Consider the following 17,285-nt stretch of genomic DNA (forward strand, 5'->3'; position numbering starts at 1 on the left):
TCCGAGCGGACCGGAAGAACACGGAGAACAACGGATCCAGCAGGGTGCTTGCGTCCAAACGTCCGCCTGCTGTCATGGCCGGCGGGCTGGTTCGCAGCGTTATCGCCGGTAAACCCAGAGTGACGTGAGACCAGCGTGACGCAGCGGATGCGGTCCCGCAACTCGCCGCGACCGACCGCTGCTCGGAGTAATACGACCGGCCTCTTCCCGAGCGGGTGGTCGTACGTCCCTCAGCCGCCGCGTCCGGCGGCCCGGCGCACCGCCTCGATGAACCGCCGCGCCGCGGGCGGACCCGGCTCGCCCGGAGCGGGGTCGTGCTCGCCCAGCGTCAGCAGGTACCGCTTGCCGTTGAGGTCGGCCAGCGCCTTGTCGTCCGGCCGGAACCACGGCCTGGACGCGCGCACCGCCTGCACCGGGGCACTGTCGATCTCGCTGCCGTAGCTGGTGAGCAACTCCAGCCTGCCGTCGTTGATCCGGACCTGACCGGCCCGGGTGAGCGAGCGCAGCCGCTTGCCGATCCGCACGCCCGTGGCTGTGAACTCCGGCTCCGCCATCCTTCGCCGCCCCCTTGCCCGTGTGCTTCCGCGATCCAGTGTGCGCCCGCGTCCGATCCGGCGTCCGGCCGTGTTCGGGACGATCGTCCCGTCGCGTGCAGTCTGCCCCGATGCGGCCGGGAGCACCAGTACGCGCGAGGCGCCCGCGAAGGGCGCCCGGAGCACTCCCGCCAATGCGCCCCCGGATGCCTCGTACGCCAGTGCCCCAGGGTGGCTTTGGCTGGCTCAAAGATGCGTTTATGCAGGTGGGAAGCGGTGCGAAAGATGCCTATGCTCAAGATGCCGACCGCGTGAGGCGTCGTCGGCGCCCAGGCTAAGGAGCACCGCCGTGAGCACCACCGACCGGACCCGGACCGGCGCCACCCTCGACGTCGACCGCAGCGACGCCGCCTACCGTGACTGGCTGAAAGAGGCCGTCCGCAAGGTCCAGGCCGACGCCAACCGCTCGGCGGACACGCACCTGCTGCGCTTCCCCCTCCCCGAGCACTGGGGCATCGACCTCTACCTCAAGGACGAGTCGACGCACCCCACCGGAAGCCTCAAGCACCGCCTCGCCCGCTCCCTGTTCCTCTACGGCCTCTGCAATGGCTGGATCCGCCCCGGCCGCCCGGTCATCGAGGCCTCCAGCGGCTCCACCGCCGTTTCCGAGGCCTACTTCGCCAAGCTGATCGGCGTGCCCTTCATCGCGGTCATGCCGCGCACGACCAGCGCCGAGAAGTGCCGTCTGATCGAGTTCCACGGCGGTCAGTGCCACTTCGTGGACGACTCCCGGAAGATGTACGAGGAGTCCGCCCGCCTCGCGGTGGACACCGGCGGCCACTACATGGACCAGTTCACCTACGCCGAGCGGGCCACCGACTGGCGCGGCAACAACAACATCGCCGAATCGATCTTCCGCCAGCTGGAGTTGGAGCGCTTCCCGGAGCCGGCCTGGATCGTCGCCACCGCCGGTACCGGCGGCACCTCCGCGACCCTCGCGCGCTATGTCCACTACATGCAGTACGACACCCGTATCTGCGTCGCCGACCCGGAGAACTCCTGCTTCTTCGAGGGCTGGACCACCGGCGATCCGGACGTCACCTGCGACTGCGGCTCCCGGATCGAGGGCATCGGCCGGCCGCGCATGGAGCCGAGCTTCGTGCCCGGGGCGATCGACCGGATGATGAAGGTCCCGGACGCGGCCAGCGTCGCGGCCGTACGGGCCCTGGAGCGGGCCATCGGCCGCAAGGCGGGCGGCTCCACGGGCACCGGGCTGTGGAGCGCGCTGAAGATCGTCTCCGAGATGGTGGCCGAGGGCCGCCGGGGCAGCGTCGTCACCCTGCTGTGCGACCCGGGCGACCGCTACCTCGACAAGTACTACTCCGACGCCTGGCTCGCCGGGCAGGGCCTGGACATCGCGCCGTACACCGCGGCGATCGAGACTCTGCTGGCCACGGGCGTGTGGCCGGACTGAGCCGGGCCCGTCTGTCCCGGCGGCCGGCGGCCGGCGGCCAACGCGCGGGTGACGCGATTGTGAGGGTTTGGTGACGGCTCAATTGGGGTTCTGGGCAAGTCGGTTGTGCCTGTGTGACTGATAAGATCATCCCACTTTTCAGTGGGCTGACGACGTGTCATAAGCGCGTCCGGGGGACAGTCTCAAAGGCACCATCGCGTTTGCATGTTCGCCGGCGCGATGCGACTTGAAGAGAGTCTCATGACGTCATTGACCACGGATCCACTGCTGTGGATCTTGCTGGTGGTGCTCGTCGCTGCGGTTGTCGCAGTGATGCGGGCCCGGAGAACCAACATGGCGCTCCGAAGAACGAGAAAGGATCTCGAGGCAGGGCTGGGGGAGGCGCGCGGCGACATCGGGCAGCTCCACACGCACATCGCCACGCTGACCGCACAGCAGCAGCGTGACCTCGCGGACGTACGGGCCGACGCCGAGGCGTCGACCAAGGCGGTGCTGAAGTCGGCGATGGGCACGCTCCAGTCGCTCGCCGAGGAACAGCAGGTCCTCCTGGACAGCCTGTTGAGGAAGTACGGCGACACCACGGAGGTCCTGGCCGACCTGATGACGGTCGACCACACCGGCAGCCAGTTCGGCCGCCGCGCCAAGGGCATCTCCGTGCTGTGCGGCGGCTGGCTGGGCCGGCGTGAGGGCGCCGCCACCGTCTACGACGTCGCGCGCAGCGCGCAGGGCCGGATCAAGGACTTCGACCGGGTCAGCGTCCACTCACAGGTCAGCGTCTCGCTCGTCGGCAAGGCGGTCGAGCCCGTGGCCGTCGTGCTGGCCGAACTGCTGGACAACGCGACGAACTACAGCGCGCCCGGCACGCCGGTCGAGGTCAACATCCAGACCGTGCCGACCGGTGTCTGCTACATCGTGGACGACGCCGGACTGGGCATGGACCAGGAGACCAAGGACCGGGCTGCCTCCTTGCTCGCCGTCGACGGTCCCGTCGACATCACCGGTCTCGGCGATCCGCCGCGGTTCGGCTTCGCCGTGTGCGGCATGCTCGCAGCCCGCTACGGCTTCGCCGTCTCCGTCGGTTCCGTGTCCCCCTACGGCGGAGTGCGTGCAGTGATTCGTGTGCCCGAAAGCCTCCTGTCGGCCGACACTCCTTCCACCGCGGCCGACGCCCAGGACACCGCGACCCCGGAGGAGGCCCCCCAGCGACTGGCGCCGGTTCCGGTCGTCGGCCCCTCGCACGTGGTGGGAACGACCTCCGGAGGCCTGCCCAAACGCCGGCGGCGCAGCGGGTCCGTCACGGTCGTCCCGGCCCTCGACGCCGCCGGCCAGGAGGAGACCGCCGAACCGGACAGCGAGGTGACGGCGTCGCGCATCGGGGCGTTCGCGCGCGGAACTCAGCTCGGGCGGACCACGAACTCCACGGAAGGATCTGACGACCAGTGAAGATCGACCTGTCCTGGGTGCTGAACGACGTGCTCGAGGTACGCGGAGCCCGGCACGCGATCCTCGTGTCGGGAGACGGCCTGCTGCTGCAGCGCTCGGACGACATCGCGCGCGACGACGCCGAGACGAACGCCGCCGCGATGAGTTCGATGCAGTCGCTGAGCCGCGCCGTCGCGGGATTCGTGGGAGCGGGACACGGCATCTGGAAGCAGACGCTGCTGGAGTACGACGGCGGCTGGATCTTCCTGATCGCCGCCGGCCAGGGCTCGTACCTCGCCGTCTCGGCCGCGCTGGACGTCGACATGGAGGCCATGTCCTTCCGCATGCAGAAGACGGTGGCCGCCCTGAGCAAGGCGATGAGTGTGGCACCGCGCTCGGAGAACGGCGCCGGCGTATGACCAGGCCCGGTGAGGAGGCCTCCGTCACCAGCGAGTTCGTCCGCTCCTACGTCATCACCGGCGGCCGGAGCCTGCCTGCCTCGGACGACCTGGCGCTGCACACCCTGGTCACCCTGGCTCCCGAGCGGACCCCTCCGCTGGGGGCCGGCCCCGAGGTGATGGCGATCTGGCAGCTGTGCGCGGGCGGCTACCTGTCGGTCGCCGAGGTCGCGGGCCACGTGGGGCTGCCGGTCGGGGTGGCCCGGCTGCTGCTGACCGATTTATTCGAGCAGGGCCACCTCCTGCGCCGCGCCGAGCCGCCCCGGGCTCAGAACGTTGACAGAGCGACCCTCGAGAAGGTTCTGAATGGACTCCAATCCTTCATCGGCTGAGACGGCCCCTGGATCCATCTACGTCTCCAGCGCGGTGACCAACGCTGCCAAGATCCTGGTCGTCGGGCACTTCGCCGTGGGCAAGACGACACTCATCGGCTCGCTGTCGGAGATCACCCCGCTGCGCACCGAGGAGAAGATGACGCAGGCGTCGCTCCACGTGGACGACCTCAGGGGCGTGACGGACAAGACCACCACCACCGTGGCCCTGGACTTCGGCCGGCTGACGCTCAGCGACGACCTCGTGCTGTACCTGTTCGGCACCCCGGGACAGCAGCGTTTCATGCAGCTGTGGGAGGACATGGCCCGCGGGGCGCTGGGTGCACTGCTCCTGGTCGACCCCGCCCGGCTGGAGGAGACGTTCCCCGTCATCGACCTCGTCGAGCGGTACGGCCTCGAGTACGCCATCGCCGTCAACACCTTCGATCCGGCCAAGGTGTACGACGAGGCGGAGGTGCGCGAGGCCCTCGACCTGCTCCCGGACACCCCGGTCGTCTACTGCGACGCCCGCGACCGGCAGTCCTCCGCCCACGCGCTGATCGCGCTCGTCCGTCACCTGCTCACCCGCGCCGCCTGACCCGCCCATCCGCCCGGACCGTCTCCACGGCCCACTCCCCGGCCCGTCTCCCCCCGGACCACCGGCCCGCAGCCAGCAGAAGGAACCCCATGGACCGCCAGTCAGCCCCCGCCCCCACCGGCGCCAGATGCCCCATGCACGACGCCGCGTTCGCCGCCGACCCCGACCAGATCTACGACCGGTTGCGCGCCCACGGTCCCGCCGGACCGGTCGAGCTCGCACCCGGGATCGACGCGACCCTGGTCGTCGGGCACGAGACGGCCCTGCGTGTGCTGCAGAACACCACGCTCTTCGCCCGGGACTCGCGCCACTGGAAGGCGCTGAACGAGGGGCACATACCGCTGGACCACCCGGTCCTGCCGATGATGGCGTACCGGCCCAACTGCCTGTTCACCGACGGCGCCGTGCACCTGAGGCTGCGCAAGGCCGTCACGGACAGCCTGGCCCGGCTCAACATCACCCGGATCCGGCGGGACGTCGAGCCCATCGCCGACTACCTCATCGACCAGTTCAGCGAGCGCGGCCGTGCCGACCTCCTCAACGACTACGCCAAACTGCTCCCGCTGCTGCTGTTCAACAAGCTGTTCGGGTGCCCTGCGGGCATCGGCGACACCCTCACCAGTGCCATGTCGGCGATCTTCGACGGCAAGGACGCCCTGCGCGCCAACGAGGAGCTCACCGCCTGCCTCATGGAGCTGATCGCCCTCAAGCGCCGGCAGCCCGGGGACGACGTCACCTCCTGGCTGATCCAGCACCCCGCGGGGCTGACCGACGAGGAGCTCAAGGACCAGCTGGTCATGCTGATGGGCGCCGGTGTGGAACCCGAGCGCAACCTGATCGGCAACGCCCTGCTCCTGCTGCTGTCGCCCGACACCAGCGGGCGCGACTCCGGGCTGCTGATCGGGGAGGCGATCGATCACGTGCTGTGGAACCAGACGCCCATCGCCAACTACGCCACCCACTACCCCGTCCAGGACGTGGATCTCGGGGGAGTGGTGGCAGAGGCGGGCACGCCGGTCGTCATCAGCTTCGCCGCCGCCAACACCGACCCCGCTCTCGACGAGGCCCGCCGCAGGCACAGCAAGGGCGCCCACCTGGCCTGGGGCGCCGGTCCGCACGCGTGCCCCGCCAAGGACCCGGCACAGGTCATCGCGGTCACCGCGATCGAGAAGCTGCTCAACGCCCTGCCCGACCTGATGCTGGCCGTCCCCGAGAAGGACCTGCAGTGGCGGCCGGGCCCGTTCCACCGGGCGCTGGTCGCCCTGCCCGTGGCCTTCAGCCCGGCGCCGGCCACCCATATCGCCTCCGCGCTGCAGAGCCGTACCGTCCCCGCCGCGGGGGAGCAGCCGCTCCCCACGGCACCCGTCGCCGCCGCGCGCCAGGAGCCGGCCAGAAAGAAGGGCTTCTGGAGCACCTTCCTGGACATCTTCCGGGTGTGATGCCCGAGATGTGGGCGTCTCGTGTGCGGCATGTGACGGGAGCAACACCGTCGGGCGCATGACGATGGAGAGGGGAAGGGTAGGTTCCGGCGGTAACGGTAGCGCCCAGCGACAAAGGAGCTCTGCGTGACCGCCGTTGGCGTCATACGCGGTACCCCGACCGACCGCCGAGCCGTCATATCCCTTCTCCGTCGCCTCCGTTCGGCCGCAGGGCAGGCCGACCCCCTCCCCGCCTGGGACGAACTGCGCGCACTGGGTGACGTGGTGCCCGCTCCCTGGGGCGGGTACTTCGTGACCGGATTCGATGCCTGCAACCAGATCCTGCGCGGCAGGAACTGGCTCGTACCGGACTTCGCCTGGCAGCAACGCCGGCCCGACATGGCACGCTGGCAGGATCCGGCGACCCGGGAGATGACGCGGACGCTGTCCCGCCTCAACCCGCCCGAGCACACCGCGCGGCGCCGCGCCCTGGGCAACCTCTTCGACCGCGGCACCCTCGAGGCCATGCGACCCCGGATCGAGGACCACGTCACCCGGCTGCTGGACCGCCTCGACTCGGCGCTGCGCATCCACCGCGAGGCCGACTTCGTCGCCACGGTCGCCGACCAGCTGCCCGTCCACACCGTCGGCCACTGGCTCGCCATCCCGGCCGAGCACTACCCGCACATCCTGGACTTCACCCACCGGCAGGTCCACGCCCAGGAACTGATCCCCACCAAGAGCGAACTGGCCGTTTCGGCCCGGGCCACCCTGGAGATGAGGGCCTACTTCACCGGCCTCGTCGCCGACCGGCGCGCCCACCTCGGCGACGACGTCCTCAGCGACTGGATCCGCTACTGGGACGGCGAGTACCCCGACGACCGCGCGGCGGCGGACCAGATGCTGTACGACCTGACGATGTTCCTCACTATCGCCTCCCTGGAGACCACCGCGACGCTGCTGACCAACGCCGTGTGGTTCCTGACCCAGGACCCCGTCCGGGCCGACTGGCTGCGCCGGCACCCCGAGGACATCGACGACGCGATCGAGGAGACGCTGCGCTACGACCCGCCGATCCACCTCAACTCCCGCTTCGCCGCCGACGACACCGTCCTGGCCGGTGTCCCCGTCGCCAAGGACACCACCGTCCACGTCCTGTACGGTGCCGCCAACCACGACCCGCGCCGCAACCCGGACCCCCACCTCTTCGACATCCGCCGCAAGGGCGCCCACCTCACCTTCGGCGGCGGCGTCCACTACTGCCTGGGCGCGGGCCTGGCCCGCCTGGAGGCCCGCCTCCTGCTCACCCACCTGCTGGAACGATTCCCCACTCTGCGGCCGGCCGCAGGCCCGACGTATGCCAACCGAATGGTCTTCCGGCGCATCACCTCCCTGAAAGTGACGACATGACCGCCCTGCCCCTCACGACCCTCCCGGCCGGCGCCGCACGGCGGACCCGGCGGACCCTGCGGACCCACCGGGAGGGTCCCGTCCTCACCGTCGAGCTCAGCACCCCCGAGGAGGGCAACACCGTCACCGACGCCCTGCTGGACGACCTCCTGGCGGTCCTCCAGGACCAGGACCCGGCCGTCCGGGTGCTCGTGCTCACCGGGAGCGGCGACGACTTCTGCCTGGGCGGGGACCGCGGTGAGTCCGCCCGGCATCTCGCCCATGACCCCACCGGCAGCGGCATCCGCATCTCGGGGACCAAGGCGCGCCGCGTCTGCGAGGCCCTGACCGCGAACCCGGCCGTCACCATCGCGCGCGTCCACGGCAAGGCCATCGGCGCGGGCTTCGCCCTGGCACTCGCCTGCGATCTGCGGGTCGGATCCGAGGACGCGACCTTCCGGCTGCCCGAACTCGCGCTCGGGCTGCCCACCGCGTGGGGCGGCCTCCTGCCCCGCCTCATCAACGAGGTCGGCGCCGCCCGCGTCCGCGAGATCGTCCTCACCGGCCGGGCCGTCACCGCGGCGGAGGCCCACTCCCTGTCCATCCTGCAGAAAGTCGTCCCCGCTCACGAGCTGGACGCGGCCGTCGCCGCCTGGGCCAGGCCCATCGTCCGCCGCCCGCAGGCGGCACTGCGCGTCACCAAGACCCTGCTGAACTCGCTGTCCGCGGCCTCTCGGCTCGCCGACGTCTCCGCCCTGGACGCGGAACTGATGGCAGCGGTCGTGGCCGAGTCGCACCATTCCCGGGGCAGCGTCTGATCAGCGTCCCGCCGCGCGCCGGTCCAAGGACGTCACCGCCCGGCGGAAGGCACGGCCCACGCCCGGGCGGGCGACGGTCCACAGCAGGCGGAACGCCGCTGTCCCGTCGAGCGCGAAGGTCATCTGCACCCGGGTACCGGCCCCCTCAGGCAGGAGTCGCCACTCCTCGACCCAGGCACGCGCTCCGGGCATGTTCGTCGCTTCGACGCGGTACGCGTAGCGCTCCGGTGCCTCGGCCACGATCACCGACTCCTGGAAACGCACGCCGCCGTGCAGCCGGACCTCGCGTCCGTCGCCGGCAGGCCGGACGGAAGTCACCCCGGGAAACCATTCCGCCCAGCCCGCCAGGTCCTCGGCGAGCGCGTGGAAGACCCGCTCGGGGGAGGCGGAGACCTCCCGCGCGAAGACCAGACGGACGGGCGCGGCCCCGACGAAGTCGATCCCCACCGGGCGCAGACGACGAGCCATGAACGTGACCCCCCTCGTGCCGCAGGTCCGTCGACCGGGCGGGGCCCACGATAGCTGACGGTTCCTCAGATGTCTGCGTCGTCTTCCCCGGGCTCGCCCGCCACCACCACCCGCAGGTGCTCGGAGATCTCCGCACGCGCCTCCGCGGGCAGGCCCGCATCGGTCACCAGCGTGTCCACCTGCTCCAGCGCGGCGAAGGAACTCAGGCCCACCGTGCCCCACTTGGTGTGGTCGGCGACCACCACGACCCGGCGCGCGGAGTGCACCAGCCGCCGGTTCGTCTCCGCCTCGGCGAGGTTCGGCGTGGACAGACCGGCCTCGACCGATATGCCGTGCACACCGAGGAACAGCAGATCGAAGTGGAGGGCCGCGATGGCCTGGTCGGCCACGGGACCCACCAGCGAGTCCGACGGCGTGCGCACACCGCCGGTCAGCACCACCGTGGCCGCCCCCTGCCGCTGGCCCGAGGTGCGCTGCGCCGCGTGGAAGACGTCCGCGACCCGCACCGAGTTCGTCACCACGGTCAGGTCGGGCACCTCCAGCAGCTGCTGGGCGAGCGCGTACGTCGTCGTACCGCCGGACAGGGCGATCGCCGTGCCCGGCGTGACCAGCTTGGCGGCGGCGCGCGCGATGTCCTCCTTGGCGGTCAGCTCCAGACCCGACTTCGCCTCGAAGCCGGGCTCGTGCGTGCTGGCCTCGACCACCGGCACCGCACCGCCGTGCACCTTCTCCAGCACGCCCTGGCGGGCGAGCGCGTCCAGGTCACGCCGGACGGTCATGTCCGACACACCGAGCTTGCGGGTCAGTTCGTTGACCCGCACACCGCCCCGGCGCCGGACCTCGTCCAGGATCAGGGCGCGGCGCTGCTCCGCGAGGAGGTTCTGATTCTCACTCACGTACGCTCCGGTCCTTTCGCCGCCATCCGTCCGACACGCCCGGCGCACCGGCCCCGACCAGGAGATTCCGGCCGGCCGGAGATGCGCGGGCGTCCCATCTTTTCACGGGTCGGCACCGGTTGCGCCACCACCTGTCACGACGCGCACATGCCACGTGGGTCACGGCCGCCCCGGCCACCGTCACCCGGATCGGGGAGATTCCGTGCCGCGAGGTGTACGACACCCCCGGAGCGGAGATCCTGAAGCCCGCGTCGGCCCAGTCCTTCCGACGCGTCACGGGGGTGCGAGACCGGTGGAGCGCGCGCAGGAACGCCGCGGCGAGCGGCAGACGGACGCCGAGCTGGAGTTGCTGGTGCACGGGGTGGGCGGGACCACCCCCGAGAAGATGCTCGGCGACCCGCGCACCGTCCGGATCACCGGCGACGACACGGCCGCCGTCTTCCGGCGCGCCGAGGACGCCGAGGCCGGGGCGGCCGGGAAGGAACCCCGGGACGGGCCGGTCCAGGAGGCGTACGTCTGGTGCAACCTCACCTCCGGCGACAGCAGCCGCGCCCTGTGGCTGTTGCTGCTGCCGTTCATGGTCGTCAACCTCGCCCACTGGATGCGCCCCGCCGCGGCCGGGCGCCACCGCACCGTCCGCCTGTACGGCGTCCTCGTACGGCTGGCGGCCCCACCCTGACCGTGCTGCTGGTGGCCGCCGCCTGCGAGGTGGCGCTGGACCTGGTGGCCTGGCAGTGCGTCGGCGTCCGGTCCTGCGCCCACCGCCACTCCTGGCTGGCCTTCCTCGCGCGCCAGGCGTCCACGGGCCCCGGCGGGCACGACACCTGGTGGAGCCTGCCCGGCCGCCGGCTCGCGCTCGCCGCACTGGTGCCGACCGCGCTGTCGGTCCTGCTCTGGTACCTCTCCCGCCGGACCTGGAGTGCGTACGAGTCCCACCGGCCGCTGTCCCACGAACCCGAGCCGGACACCGACGGCACCGCGCTGACCAGGCCCGGCTTCTGGTACGGGCGCCGCCTCGTGGCCCGGCTGCGCGCCGCGCACACCGCCGCGGCCCTGCTGACCGTCGCCGCCGCCGTCGCGGCCCCCGCGGTCCGCTTCGACCACCGGCCCGGCGGCCCTGCCGCCCTGGACGTCCTGGGCCTGCTGCTCTCCGCGGCGCTGGTGTCCTGGGCGGCGACGGCCGTGGGTGTCGTCTGCCGCCGCGGCCGCAGCGAGAACCGTCTCGACCAGGGGCTCGACCGGCACCTCGTACGCCTCCTGCCGCTCGGCGCGCTCGCCCTGCTGCTGCTCACCGTGGTCTACGCCGGCTGGGCCCGGCCCGGCTGGCGGTCCACCGGGCGGCTGCCGGGCGATCCGGCCTTCGGCGCCCTCATGCTGGCCCAGGGGCTGCTGGTCGTGGCGCTCGCCGTCGTGGCCGGGAGCCTGCACCGCCGCAGCCCCGACCCGGGCGCCGGCATGCGGGGCCTCGGCGGGCCGGCCGTCGCGCTGCTCGCCTGCGCGCTGGGCGGCGTGATGTCCGGCGGGGTCGCACAGCGCGTCGCCGACTGGCTCGACGGCACGGGCGCCGTGCTCCCCGGGCCGCCGGTCCTGCTGACCTGGCAGGCGTCCACGATCCCGCCGGTCCTCGCGGTCCTGCTGCTCCTCGCCACCCGGCTCGGGCTCGGCACCGCCCGGCTGGCCCGCGCCGAACGCGACCGGGTCCGCCACGAGCATCCCGGCGAACCCGAGGACCCGGGCCGTACCCGCGCCATCGCCCACGTCCGCGCCATGGCCACGCTCACCGACCGGGCACCCCTCGTCATCGCCGTGCTGACCGTGACCACCCTGCTGCTCGGCGCCGTGGCGCTGGCCGGCGCGCTGGCCACCGGCAAGACGCCCGACGGAGCCGCCCGCCGCACCTACGACGCCGTACAGGCCGTCGCCGAGACCTCGCAGGCGCTGGGCTCCTGGCTGGTAGGCCTCGGCTTCGTGCTCTTCGTGACCTGGGGCAGGCACGCCTACAAGGACGCCTCGGCGCGGCGCACGATCGGCATCCTCTGGGACGTCGGCACCTTCTGGCCGCGCGCCGCGCACCCCTTCGCACCGCCGTGCTACGCCGAGCGTGCGGTGCCGGACCTGACCTGGCGCATGGCCACCTGGACCGAGCGCACCGGGGGTCGCCTGGTCCTCTCCGGCCACTCCCAGGGCAGTGTCCTGGCCGCGGCCGCCGCCTGGCAGCTGCCGCCGTCCGTCTGCGGCCGGATCGCGCTGCTGACCTACGGCTCTCCGCTGGAACGTCTCTACGGCCGCTGGTTCCCCGCCCACTTCGGGCCGCCCGCGCTCGCCGCGCTGCACCGCGACGTCGCCTGCTGGGGCAACCTCTACCGCAGCACCGACCCCATCGGCGGCCCCGTCCGCGTCCCCGACGACACCACGCCCGAGGTCGACCACGGCCCCCTGCGGGACCCGCTCGCCTACGGTCGCACGCCCGCGCATCCCCTCCCGGCGCCCATCCTCGGCCACTCCGACTACCAGGCGGACCCCGTCTTCGCCCGGGAACGCGCCCGCCTGCTGGACCGCCTGCGCCCGGAACTGCCCGGACCACGGCCGGAGCACACGGAGCACCGGGCCGACGCCGGCTAGGCCCGGCTGGACCGTGAGCTCGACGTACTCCAGCACGAGCCTGCTCACTGCCCGCGACCAGCACGAAGCCGGCGATGCTCGCGACTTCTGCATAGGGGGTCTTCAGGGCAGTTCCGGAAGGTCCTCCGCGAACAGCAGGGTCAGATCGTCGGTGCTGGGGTCCGCCACCTGGGCGACGCGGCTCGCGTGCCGCTCCACCATCGCCTCGAAGGTCTGCCGGGCGGTGCGGCCGTTGCCGAACGCCGGGCCCTTCGGGATGGCCGTGAAGTACTTCAGCAGCGCCTCGGACGCGCCCGGCGCCAGCCGGTACTCGTGCTCGTCGGCCTGCTGCTCCACGATCCGCAGCAGCTCCTCGGGGCCGTAGTCGCCGAAGGTGATGGTGCGCGAGAAGCGGGAGGCGACACCGGGGTTGACGGAGAGGAAGCGCTCCATCTCGGCCGTGTAGCCGGCGACGATCACCACCACCGCGTCCCGGTGGTCCTCCATCAGCTTCACCAGCGTGTCGATGGCCTCCTTGCCGAAGTCACGCCCGGCGTCCTGCGGGGACAGCGCATACGCCTCGTCGATGAACAGCACACCGCCGCGTGCCTTCTCGAACGCCTCCTGGGTGCGGATCGCCGTGGAACCGATGTGCTCGCCCACCAGGTCCACCCGGGACACCTCCACCAGGTGCCCCTGGTCCAGCACGCCGAGCGAGGCGAGGATCTCGCCGTAGAGGCGGGCGACCGTCGTCTTGCCGGTGCCGGGGGAGCCGGTGAAGACCAGATGCCGCTTGACCGAGGCCGCCTTCAGGCCCGCCTGCTGCCGGCGCCGGCCCACCTCGATCATGTCGGTCAGCGCCCGCACCTCGCGCTTGACGCTCTCCAGGCCCACCAGCGCGTCGAGTTCCCCGAGCACGTCCTTCGGCGTCCGCACCGGCTTCGCCGGCTCGGGGGCGGCGATCAGCGGCTCCTGCTCCGTGCTGCGCTGCCCGGGGATCGAGCCGAGCAGCCCGGGGGAGTGCGACACCGTCTGTACGGCGGACTCGCGGACCGCGGGCGGCCGCGTGCTGCCGCTCTCGTCGCTGGTGCAGTCCTCCACGACCGGGCCCGTTCCGGGCGCGGCGTCCGGGCCCGCGTCGGCGAACTCGTAACCGCCGCGCGCGCAGCGCTCCGTACGGCACTTGCGCAGCGTCGCCCGGCAGCCGTCGATCACATGGAAGCCGTAACCGGCGCTGCCGCTGACCCGGCAGTTCAGGAAGCTGCCGCGGCCGCCCGCCGAGACGTAGAAGCCCGCTTCGGCGGGCGAGTCGACCGTGCAGCGCTCGATGGTCGGGTCGGCGCCCTTGGTGACGATCACGCCGGTCTGGGTGCCGTCCAGGGTGCAGTTGTTCAGCGTGCCGCCGCTGCCGTGGTCGCGGAACCACGCCCCGGTCGCCGCCTCCCGGATCCGGCAGTCGTCGAGCTGCGCGGTCGCCCCGTCGCTCACCGACACCGCCGTGTTGCGCACCTGCGACAGATCGCTGTCCACGACGTCCGCGCGTGAACCGCGGTCCAGCACGAACAGGGCGTCCGGCACGTCGTGCACCCGGCAGGAGTCGAGGACGGCGGTGGCGCCGTCGCTGACCCACACCGCCGGATAGTCGCCGGTGCTGTCGAAGATCTCGCACTGGTGGGCGTCCACCCGCGTCCCCGGATCCCACACCGACAGGCCGTTGCGCCCGAACTGACGGACCGTCGTCCGGGTCAGCGTGAGCACCGAACGGGAACGCAGGTCGACCGCGTTCTCCGGGATGTCGTGGATGCGGCAGTCGGCGAGCGTGAGCACCGCGTCCGTGTCCAGGGTGACGCCGTCGGCGGTGGTGCGGTGCACATCGCAGTCGGTCAGATGCGCCGTCGCCCGCTGGGTGACCTGCACACCGGAGCCGCGGACCTCGTAGATCTCACAACCCACCGCCTCCACCGCGGAGTTCTCGCCGGTGGCGGTCAGCCCGGTGCCCGACGCGTGGTGCACTCGGCAGCGCTCCAGCCGCGGATGCGCCCCGCCGCGGACGGCCACGCCCGCCTGCCCGGCCGCGACGACCTCGCACTCCTCGAACACCCCGCTGCCGCCGTCGAGTACGGCGATGCCGATGCCGGCCGGGTTGTCGACGGTGCAACGGCGCACGGTCGGCCGGGCGCCCCCGCGCACCTCGATGCCCGCGGCGGACCGGGTCACGATCCGCACGTCCATCAGCTCGGGTGTGCCCTCCTCGACCAGCAACGCGGGCGCCGCCGCGTCCTGGCCCTCCACGTGCAGGTCCTGCACCACGGCCGAGGCGCGCACGGTGAGCGGCACACCGTCCACGGGCGCGATCCGCACCGAGCCGGGGGATCCCTCGGGGCCACGGAGCGTCACCGCCCGCTGGACCACGAGGTTTTCCCGGTAGGTGCCCGGGGCGATGGTGAGGACGTCGCCGTCGGCGGCAGCCTCCAGGGCGGCGGCGAGCGACGCGTACTCGCCTGTGCGGCGCCGCCACCGCGACGTACCGGTGTGCGTCACCTGGACCGTGCCCTGTGCCATGGCGTTGCTGTGCCCCCACCTCGTCGTACTGATGGCTCGCTCCCTCAGGGGGACGTGCCGCCCGTGCCGGGACCGCGACCGCGCTCAGCCCCTGGGGCTGGTGCGCGTTCGCGCTCCGGAAAACCTGCGCGCGCCCCTGCGGTTCGCTCGCCCGCGGGTTGTCGCCGAAAGCGCTTCGGCCGGTCCACCGTAGCGTGTGCGTGCACGGTGGGTTGACCAGAGCCGGAAGGCCGTCAGCAGCCGGTGCCCGCCTTGCCCCAGTCCGGGCCCGCCCGGTCCCAGTCCTGGTCCCAGCGTGCGTACCGGCTGCGGACCATGCGCCACACGGTCAGCCGTCTGCCCCCTTCGACCAGGCCCGTGGCCAGCAGGGCGGCGCCGATCCCGGCGAGCACCGCGTGTGTCGTGGCGGTGGGGGAGTCCAGCGGGCGGGTCGTTATTCGGCCGTGCGGGTCGGTCCAGAGTCCGAAGTGGTCGCCCGTGTGCGGTGACTTGAGGTCCCCCAGGGCCGTGCCGTGCCGGTGGGTGCCGTCCGGCGCGGTCCAGTCCGCGAGGACACGGCTGCGGGACTCGCGCGCCGCCGAGGTGTCGGGGTCGGTCTCCAGCGGGGCATCGCCGAGGTCACGCACCACCGTGGCCGTGACGAGGTGGCGCGAGTGCCGCTGCTCGCGCACGGACCGCTGCAGTGAGTCCTGGGCGGCGGCGCCGACCAGGCAGCCGACCAGGGGCGCGGCCACGGCGATCAGCACCAGCGCCACGAGTGCCACCCATGCCTCGGCCAGGTCGGTCGCACGGCGCAGCGGGTTGTGCCGCCAGCGCCACAGGCCACGGATCGCCCGCATGTCCCCACCCCCTCACGCTCCGTCATAACCCCCGGCGCGGGAGCGCATCCGCGACCCGGAGCAAGAGAGAGCGACATCACGTCCACCGCGGACGGTCACGCACGCGGCTTCTCATGAATCTCTCGTGTCCTCCCAACGAGCGGGACCCGCCCCCGGTTCCCCACCCCCGAACCGCTGTCGCGCGCTACCGCAGCACCCGCACCGGGTCCCCGACCCTGATCGTGCCGCGCGAGAGGGGCACGAGGTTCTGGCCGAAGAGCAGTCGCGATCCGACCCTGCGGTGACGAGCCAGAGTGCGCAGGGGCTCCCGGCCGCGTACGGCGGTGTCCTGGTCGACGGTGGTGACGACGCAGCGTCCGCTCGCCTTCGCGACGCGGAAGACCACCTCGCCGATGGAGATCCGTGACCAGTGGTCCTCGGCCCAGGCCTCGGTGCCGGCGACGACGACGTTCGGCCGGAAGCGGTTCATCGGCAGCGGGCCCTCGGCGGCGTGCGCACCCTCGGCGATCAAGGAGTTCAGGGCGTCGAGGGAGGCCGTCGTGGTGACCAGCAAGGGGTAGCCGTCGGCGAAGCTCACCGTCTCGCCGGGCAGGGCGTACTCGGGATCGACGGGCCGCCGGCCGGCCGGATCGTCCATGTGGACCAGGCGGACGTCCGCCCCCAGGTAGGCGCTGCACCAGGCGTGCGCGGCGGCGGCGGCCGGGACCGCCTCGACCTTCGTGCCGAAGACGTTCACCGGCACGGTCCCGGCCGGCTCGGGCACGGAGACCGTCATGGGTGCCCTGCCGGGCGCGGACAGACGAACGCCGCCGCCGGCCTCGGGCTCGGCGGCGGCCAGCGCGAGGCGTGGCTCTTCGCGCTGTGTGACGACCTTTCCCCCGTCGTCGATCAGTGTCCAGCGCCGGTCTCCGGCCAGGCCCCAGGGCTCCACCACAGCCTCCCGGGGCGCGAGCCCCCGGAATGCCTTGACCGGATGAACGTGGATCGACTGCAGTACGGCGTTTCCCATGCCGCCATCGTGCCAGCAGGCACCGACAGCGACTGGTGGGCCGGTCAGTAGCCCCGGTACTGCTGGTTGTTGTACGGGTCCTGGTAGGGAGCCGGCGCGGGCCGTGGCGCGGCCGGGCGCATGGCCTCGTAACCGGTGCCCATCGGGCGCTGCTGCTGCGGCGCCTGCTGGCCGGGGTAGCCCCGCGGGGCGGCGGCCTGCTGCGGGATGTACGCCGTGGGCGCCTGCTGCAGCGGCGCGGGCTGGGGCATCTGGGGGTAGCCGTAGGCGGGGGCCTGCGGGGAGGGTGCCGCCGGGAGGGCGGGCAGGGCCGACGGCAGGGCAGGCAGGCTGCTGCCCATGTCGTAGGCGGCGGGGACCCGGATCGGGGCGATCTGCGGGGTACCACGCTCGGCGACGAGCGAGTCGTAGATCGGGGTGTCCGGGAAGGAGGCGGAGTAGTAGCCGCCACCATAAGTGGAGCGGGGGGAGGTCATGGCACATAAGTTA

Annotated in this window: 15 protein-coding genes and 1 pseudogene; 9 read left to right on the plus strand and 7 right to left on the minus strand. The window is 72.3% G+C overall.

Translation table 11 applies throughout. The features are described 5' to 3' along the window. Nucleotides 1–230: 230 nt before the first annotated feature. Entirely contained in the window at nt 231–554 is a 324-nt protein-coding gene (locus SRB17_RS27040) for a hypothetical protein (protein ID WP_153542731.1), read from the minus strand. A gap of 328 nt (nt 555–882) precedes the next feature. Here SRB17_RS27040 and SRB17_RS27045 point away from each other — a divergent pair, with 328 nt between their 5' ends. From SRB17_RS27045 to SRB17_RS27080, 8 genes are all read left to right on the plus strand, one after another. Then, nucleotides 883–2,007: a PLP-dependent cysteine synthase family protein gene (locus tag SRB17_RS27045; protein WP_323376295.1), complete on the plus strand. Its 1,125-nt coding sequence runs from the start codon at nt 883–885 to the stop codon at nt 2,005–2,007. A gap of 240 nt (nt 2,008–2,247) precedes the next feature. Further along, nucleotides 2,248–3,450: an ATP-binding protein gene (locus tag SRB17_RS27050; protein ID WP_194294153.1), complete on the plus strand. Its 1,203-nt coding sequence runs from the start codon at nt 2,248–2,250 to the stop codon at nt 3,448–3,450. Continuing rightward, nucleotides 3,447–3,848 (plus strand): roadblock/LC7 domain-containing protein, encoded by a 402-nt coding sequence (locus SRB17_RS27055; RefSeq protein ID WP_323376296.1) that lies wholly within the window; start codon nt 3,447–3,449, stop codon nt 3,846–3,848. Before SRB17_RS27050 ends, SRB17_RS27055 begins: the two co-directional genes overlap by 4 nt. After that, nucleotides 3,845–4,219 carry a DUF742 domain-containing protein gene (locus tag SRB17_RS27060; protein WP_153542732.1) on the plus strand — a complete coding sequence of 125 codons (375 nt, stop codon included), beginning with the start codon at nt 3,845–3,847 and terminating at the stop codon, nt 4,217–4,219. Before SRB17_RS27055 ends, SRB17_RS27060 begins: the two co-directional genes overlap by 4 nt. Then, nucleotides 4,194–4,796: a GTP-binding protein gene (locus tag SRB17_RS27065; protein ID WP_153542733.1), complete on the plus strand. Its 603-nt coding sequence runs from the start codon at nt 4,194–4,196 to the stop codon at nt 4,794–4,796. Before SRB17_RS27060 ends, SRB17_RS27065 begins: the two co-directional genes overlap by 26 nt. 134 nt (nt 4,797–4,930) lie before the next feature. Then, a complete protein-coding gene (locus tag SRB17_RS27070; RefSeq protein ID WP_153543014.1) occupies nt 4,931–6,235 on the plus strand; it encodes a cytochrome P450 in 1,305 nt (434 codons plus the stop codon). A 126-nt stretch (nt 6,236–6,361) separates the two neighbouring features. Then, entirely contained in the window at nt 6,362–7,624 is a 1,263-nt protein-coding gene (locus SRB17_RS27075) for a cytochrome P450 (protein WP_323376297.1), read from the plus strand. Continuing rightward, complete coding sequence (locus tag SRB17_RS27080; RefSeq protein WP_153542734.1) at nt 7,621–8,421, plus strand: enoyl-CoA hydratase/isomerase family protein; 801 nt, start codon at nt 7,621–7,623, stop codon at nt 8,419–8,421. The genes SRB17_RS27075 and SRB17_RS27080 overlap by 4 nt, the downstream gene beginning before the upstream one ends. Here the strand turns inward: SRB17_RS27080 and SRB17_RS27085 are convergent, their stop codons facing one another. Both SRB17_RS27085 and SRB17_RS27090 read right to left on the minus strand, forming a co-directional pair. Next, nucleotides 8,422–8,889, minus strand: a complete 468-nt coding sequence (locus SRB17_RS27085) for an SRPBCC family protein (RefSeq protein ID WP_153542735.1) — start codon at nt 8,887–8,889, stop codon at nt 8,422–8,424. Nucleotides 8,890–8,954: 65 nt separating this feature from the next. Then, on the minus strand, nt 8,955–9,785 hold the full coding sequence (locus tag SRB17_RS27090) for a DeoR/GlpR family DNA-binding transcription regulator (protein WP_055705365.1): 831 nt from the start codon (nt 9,783–9,785) through the stop codon (nt 8,955–8,957). A 292-nt stretch (nt 9,786–10,077) separates the two neighbouring features. On the opposite strand from SRB17_RS27090, the pseudogene SRB17_RS27095 reads away from it, so the two are divergent. Continuing rightward, nucleotides 10,078–12,407 (plus strand): annotated as a pseudogene (locus SRB17_RS27095) (hypothetical protein). A gap of 102 nt (nt 12,408–12,509) precedes the next feature. Here the strand turns inward: SRB17_RS27095 and SRB17_RS27100 are convergent. The 4 genes from SRB17_RS27100 to SRB17_RS27115 form a co-directional block, all read right to left on the minus strand. Then, nucleotides 12,510–14,948, minus strand: a complete 2,439-nt coding sequence (locus SRB17_RS27100; protein WP_194294154.1) for a right-handed parallel beta-helix repeat-containing protein — start codon at nt 14,946–14,948, stop codon at nt 12,510–12,512. Nucleotides 14,949–15,181: 233 nt separating this feature from the next. Continuing rightward, complete coding sequence (locus SRB17_RS27105) at nt 15,182–15,787, minus strand: hypothetical protein (protein WP_153542737.1); 606 nt, start codon at nt 15,785–15,787, stop codon at nt 15,182–15,184. 184 nt (nt 15,788–15,971) lie between these two features. Next, on the minus strand, nt 15,972–16,796 hold the full coding sequence (locus SRB17_RS27110) for an MOSC domain-containing protein (protein ID WP_153542738.1): 825 nt from the start codon (nt 16,794–16,796) through the stop codon (nt 15,972–15,974). 44 nt (nt 16,797–16,840) lie between these two features. Continuing rightward, nucleotides 16,841–17,272: a DUF6643 family protein gene (locus tag SRB17_RS27115; protein WP_153542739.1), complete on the minus strand. Its 432-nt coding sequence runs from the start codon at nt 17,270–17,272 to the stop codon at nt 16,841–16,843. Between the last annotated feature and the right edge of the window lie 13 nt (nt 17,273–17,285).

The sequence above is a fragment of the Streptomyces sp. RB17 genome (assembly GCF_009604455.1).
Lineage (GTDB): Bacteria > Actinomycetota > Actinomycetes > Streptomycetales > Streptomycetaceae > Streptomyces.